Genomic DNA, 3,188 nt, shown 5'->3' with positions numbered 1-3,188 from the left:
GGCGGCGCCGAAAAATGCGCCTTTATCTCCGCGCTGGGCGCCGAGCGCACGATCGACTACCGGACGGAAGACGTCAGTGCTGTGCTGTCGCGCGAATATCCGCGCGGGATCGATGTCGCGATCGATACCGTCAGCGGAACGATCTTCGACGCGTTCCTGGCCAATCTCGCCAACCATGGCAGGCTGGTGGTGGGCGGTGCGGCTGCCGATCTCGAAGGCAGGCCCGAGATCGTCGCCGCGCCGCGCATCGCCAATGCCATCTATTACAAGGGCGCATCGGTGCGCGGGTTCATGAACGGCCTGCTGACCCCCTATTGGGACGACGCCCGCAGGCGGCTGTTCGATCTCTATCAGCGCGGCAAGCTCAAGGTGCATCTCGACAGCCAGCGCAACCAGGGCATCGAAGGCATTTTCGACGGCATTGAACGCCTGCTGTCCGGGCAGTCGATGGGCAAGGTCGTGGTCGATCTGGCGCAACCGACGGAGTGATCCTGACCGGGCGCACGATGTCCGCGCCGCCCGCCATGCCCATGAAAAAGGGGGCGCGACCCGAATCGGCCCGCCCCCTCTTCCCGCCATGCGCGACGGCTGGCCCGGTTCAGAACGGCTTGACCGTTCCGAGGAAGCAGATACCCGAAATCGTGATCCAGTAGACATAGGCCATCATGCGGCCATAGCCGAATTCGCGCTCCAGCGCGGCTTCCTCGGCCGGATTGGGCCCCTCGGCAAGGCGGCGGAAGCGGATCGTCCACAAGCGCATGATCCAGCGCAGACCAAGGCCAATGCACAGCGCAAAGCCATAGAGCGTCAGCTTGGTCGCATACCAGCGCGACCCCTCGCTGGCCTCGAGCGGGCCATGCCCCAGCAGCGAGGCGATGCCGACCACGAAGATGGCGGGAATGAGCACCCAGCGGATCTTCTCGTCGAGCTTGGTCAGCATCACGCCGGTATCGGTCTCGCGCTTGATGAAGGCGCTCCAGCAGAGCGCCATCCAGCCCGCGACGAAAACCCACATTGCGGTCAGATAGCCCCCGCCATAAGGCTGGAGGCCATAGATATGACCCATGTGCAGCCCCAGCGGCAGCAGCAGGATGATCCCGGTGCGCGCCAGGATATCGATGCGATAGGCGGTCCCCATGTGCCGCCTGCGCTCCTCCATCGCAAGCTTGCGATTGATGACGTTGAAGCTCGTCTGGAAAACCCCCCATTCGCCGCCCAGCCAATAGACCATCGCGATGATGTGGACCCATCGCAGCACAAGTACTTCCTCGAACAACGGCTTTCCCCTTTCTTCCTCGCGCTTTGTCCGCCGGAATTCTGGCAGCGCGGCCGCGGCGGGGCAGCGGCTTGTCGGCAATTGCCCGCATGACGGGCACAAGCAGAGCCGCCGCACGGCAGGTTATCGCGGCCGAGCCATTCGCAGCGGGCACCTTGACCAGGTGCCGCCTGTCCAAAACGCCGCTTGGCGGATAAGTCTGTCGTAATCCCGCCCGGCCCGGACACGCCGGACTAGCGCTTGCCCCAAAAGGGCGGGCAGCGGTTCTGCCGCAATTGGCTTGCGACCGCTCTCCGCCGGCCCCACGCACAAGGAACTGATCGACATGGCCAACCCCATCCTGCGCGAAAAGCTGAATGCGGGCCGCTTCTTCGTGGTGCCCGGCCTTCAGGACATGATCGCCGCGGTCATCGCCAACAAGGTCGGCTTCGACATCGTCTATGGCACCGGCTACTGGCTGACCGCTTCGGCCTGGGGCCTGCCCGATGCCGGCATCGCCACCTATACCGAGATGCGCAACCGCATGGACACGCTCGTGCGCACCAGCAACGCAGCGGTGATAGCCGATGGCGATACCGGCTATGGCGGGCTGCTGAACGTCCACCATACGGTAAAGGGTTATGAGGCGAGCGGCGTCACCGCGATCCAGATCGAGGATCAGGAATTCCCTAAGAAATGCGGCCACACGCCCTTCAAGCGCCTGATCTCCACCGAGGACATGGTCGAGAAGATCAGGGTCGCGGTCGATGCGCGCACATCGGACGACTTTGTCGTCATCGCCCGCACCGACGCGCGCGAAAGCGAGGGGCTGGACGGCGTACTGCGCCGGATGGAAGCCTATTCCCGGGCCGGGGCCGACGTTCTCTTCCCCGAGGCGCTCCATTCCGAAGAGGAGATGCGCAAGGCGTGCGAAATGCTCGACAAGCCGTGCATGGCGAACATGTCGAACCACGGCAAGACGCCGGTCCCGCCAGCGGACGTGCTGGCGCAGATCGGCTATGCCTATGCCATCTATCCTTCGCTCACCAGTCTGGCGGCCAGCGCCGCAATGGAGAAGGTGCTGCGTGACCTGAAGGAAAAGGGGATCGGCCAGCCCGAGGGGCTGTTCGATTTCTCCGAATTCTGCTCGCTGATCGGGTTCGAGGACGTTTGGGCCTTCGAAAGGAAATGGGGCCGCACGCCGGAATAGCGCGACAACCTGGCCGGTGCGTGCGCCTCAGCCGGGGCAGACCGATGGGATGGAATCGTTGCGGTAACGGCCCAGCGTGGCGATCAGCACGACGACCAGCGACAGCACCAGCGCCGATCCCAGCAGCGCGGCATCATAGCCGCCCATCCCATCATGCGCCGCACCGAACAGCATCGGTCCCAGGCCCGCCCCCAGGCAGAAGATTCCCAGCACGCCGCCATAGGTCGCGCCGTAATTGGCGAGCGCGGCATAGCGTCCGGTGAAATAGGCGAGCATGTCGACCTCGGCACCTGCGGCGAGCCCCAGCATCAGCGCAGCGATCGTCACCGGGCCGCCGCCCCAGAGCAGCAGCGCCGCGACGACGGGCGAGAGCAGGAACAGCGCCGCCACATAGGGCGCGTGAAAGCGGTCGAACAGATAGCCCACGACCAGCCGCGCCGCCAGCACCGCAACCCCGACGATGGCGGCGGTCTGCGCGGCTTCGGTCGCGGCCATGCCGCGGTCGATGAGCAACGGCACGAGGTGGACGATCAGCCCTGCGACGATCAGGCCCAGAAGAAAGGCGATGAGCAGCAGCATGAGGGTCTGGCGGCTCGCCTCGAAACGCCCCCGGTGCCGCTCCCCCGGTGCGGGTCGGTCGGCGGTCCCGACCAGCAGGCTGGCGGGCAGCCCGATCGCCAGCGTCGCCCCCGCCATGACGACCACGGCGGTGCGCCAACCGCT

Annotated in this window: 4 protein-coding genes; 2 read left to right on the top strand and 2 right to left on the bottom strand. The window is 65.5% G+C overall.

All coding sequences use genetic code 11. From position 1 onward, the window contains the following. Nucleotides 1–489, top strand: a 489-nt coding sequence (locus DM995_RS18325) for a zinc-binding dehydrogenase (RefSeq protein WP_157973325.1), incomplete at its 5' end; no start/stop codon positions are given. Nucleotides 490–598: 109 nt separating this feature from the next. Here the strand turns inward: DM995_RS18325 and DM995_RS18320 are convergent. Further along, nucleotides 599–1,276: a hypothetical protein gene (locus DM995_RS18320; protein ID WP_198669483.1), complete on the bottom strand. Its 678-nt coding sequence runs from the start codon at nt 1,274–1,276 to the stop codon at nt 599–601. Between the two features lie 325 nt (nt 1,277–1,601). On the opposite strand from DM995_RS18320, the gene DM995_RS18315 reads away from it, so the two are divergent. Then, nucleotides 1,602–2,465, top strand: a complete 864-nt coding sequence (locus DM995_RS18315) for an isocitrate lyase/PEP mutase family protein (protein ID WP_116970623.1) — start codon at nt 1,602–1,604, stop codon at nt 2,463–2,465. A gap of 27 nt (nt 2,466–2,492) precedes the next feature. Here the strand turns inward: DM995_RS18315 and DM995_RS18310 are convergent. Beyond that, nucleotides 2,493–3,188: MFS transporter (locus tag DM995_RS18310; RefSeq protein ID WP_116970622.1), on the bottom strand; the 696-nt coding region annotated here is incomplete at its 5' end.

This window comes from Blastomonas sp. UPD001, from assembly GCF_003426715.1.
Classification (GTDB): domain Bacteria; phylum Pseudomonadota; class Alphaproteobacteria; order Sphingomonadales; family Sphingomonadaceae; genus Blastomonas.
This window is presented reverse-complemented; position numbering and strand designations above follow the sequence as displayed.